This window comes from Pauljensenia hongkongensis (assembly GCF_001746855.1).
GTDB classification, from domain to species: Bacteria; Actinomycetota; Actinomycetes; order Actinomycetales; family Actinomycetaceae; genus Pauljensenia; species Pauljensenia hongkongensis.
This window is the reverse complement of sequence record NZ_CP017298.1, coordinates 411,235-413,425: the sequence shown is the minus strand read 5'-3', so window position 1 is coordinate 413,425 and position 2,191 is coordinate 411,235. Positions and strand designations below refer to the sequence as shown.

Below are 2,191 nucleotides of genomic sequence, written 5' to 3'. Positions count from 1 at the left end.
GGCTTGACTCCTGTGAGACAATGGTTGCGGATGGGCGTTGTGGGCGTGCCCCCACAACGAGTGCCGACGCGGCGCGCACGCGCGCCTCCGGCCGTGCCGCGTTCGCGGCCCACTAGGTTTCCGCCCCCAGCGGGCGATTGAGGAAGGACGGATCCTGGCACGGGGGACCGCCCACAATTGGAGAACCGTGACCCCCGAACTTGATTCCCCCGCGCCCGTCGCGACGGCGGCATCCCTGCTCTTCCAGGCGCCCGTCTTCCAGGAGCCCGCGGGAGCGGGCGGCCCCGACGAGGCCCCCTCGCGCCGCAGCGCGGACGCAGGCGACGAGCCCAAGGAGGCCTCCCCCCGCAGGAGGCGCTCCAGCCGGACCGCCCCCGAGGACGGCGCAGGAGCGGACGCCAAGGGCGTTCCCGACGACGACGGGGCGGCCGGGGCGCCGCCCAAGAAGCGCCGGACCCGCAAGAGGTCCTCCGCGGAGGCCCCGTCCGCCGATGGGGAGGGCACGGGCCCGCAGGAGGACGGCGAGGCGCCCGCCCCCAAGCGCCGCAGGCGCGCGAAGAAGGAGGATTCCGCCGCCGATCCCCAGGAGCAGGACGCCCACGAGGCGGAAGGGGAGGGCGGCCGCAGGCGCCGCCGTCGGCGCCCCCGCTCCTCCGACGAGGCGGAAGCCGGCGGCGACCTGACCGACCAGGTGAAGGCCCTCAAGGGCTCGACGCGCCTGGAGGCGAAGAAGCAGCGGCGCAGGGAGGGGCGCCGGGAGGGCCGCAGGCGCCACTCGATCACCGAGTCGGAGTTCCTCGCCCGCCGCGAGTCGGTCAAGCGCACCATGGTCATCCGCGACCACGAGGGCCTCGACCAGATCGCCATCCTCGAGGACGACCTCCTCGTCGAGCACTACGTCGCGCGCCGCACCTCCAAATCGGCCGTCGGCAACATCTACCTGGGGCGCGTCCAGAACGTCCTGCCCTCGATGGAGGCCGCGTTCGTCGACATCGGGCGCGGGCGCAACGCCGTCCTGTACGCCGGCGAGGTCAACTGGGACGCCGTCGGCCTCGACGGGAAGCCGCGGCGCATCGAGTCGGCCCTCAAGTCCGGCGACTCCGTGCTCGTGCAGGTCACGAAGGACCCCATCGGGCACAAGGGGGCGCGCCTGACCAGCCAGATCACACTGGCCGGCCGCTACCTGGTGCTCATCCCCAACGGCTCGATGATGGGGATCTCGCGCAAGCTGCCCGACAAGGAGCGCGCCCGCCTCAAGAAGATCCTCAAGCAGGTCGTCCCCTCCGGTTCGGGCGTCATCGTGCGCACCGCCGCCGAGGGCGCCTCCGAGGAGCAGATCCGCGCGGACGTGGCCCGACTGACGAAGCAGTGGGAGGACGTGCGCGCCAAGCAGAAGTCCACCCGCAGCGCGCCCGCCCTGATGCGCGGGGAGCCCGAGCTCGCCGTGCGGGTCGTGCGCGACATCTTCAACGAGGACTTCACGAGCCTGGTCATCCAGGGCCGGGGGACCTACGCCACCGTCAAGGAGTACGTCGACGAGCTCAGCCCCGAGCTGTCGGACCGCGTGGAGCAATGGGTGGGCGCGGACGACGTCTTCCACGCCCACCGCATCGACGAGCAACTGGCCAAGGGCATGGACCGCAAGGTCTGGCTGCCCAGCGGAGGGACCCTCATCATCGACCGCACCGAGGCGATGACGGTCATCGACGTCAACACCGGCAAGTACATCGGCGCCGGGGGGACGCTGGAGGAGACGGTCACCCGCAACAACCTCGAGGCCGCGGAGGAGATCGTCCGGCAGCTGCGCCTGCGCGACATCGGCGGGATCGTCATCATCGACTTCGTGGACATGGTGCTGGAGTCGAACCGGGACCTGGTGCTGCGCCGCCTCGTCGAGTGCCTGGGGCGCGACCGCACCCGGCACCAGGTCACGGAGATCACTTCGCTGGGCCTGGTCCAGATGACGCGCAAGCGCGTGGGGGAGGGGCTCGTCGAGGCGTTCTCCACCCAGTGCGGCGCCTGCGAGGGCCGTGGCTTCATCGTCCACTCCCACCCCGTCGAGCACCCGGGCGCCTCCGACAAGAACGGCAAGGGCTCCAAGCGCTCCAAGAAGAGCGCCGAGGGGCGCCGGGCCGGTGGCGAGCAGGCCGCCGACCACGGGCGCGCCAAGGAGGCGCTGAGCGCCATCGCC

1 protein-coding gene is annotated in these 2,191 nt (G+C 72.0%); it reads left to right on the top strand.

Going from position 1 to position 2,191, the window contains the following annotated elements:
* Positions 1–187: 187 nt before the first annotated feature.
* The coding region (locus BH719_RS01715) for an Rne/Rng family ribonuclease (RefSeq protein WP_009400215.1) at positions 188–2,191 on the top strand (2,004 nt) is incomplete at its 3' end.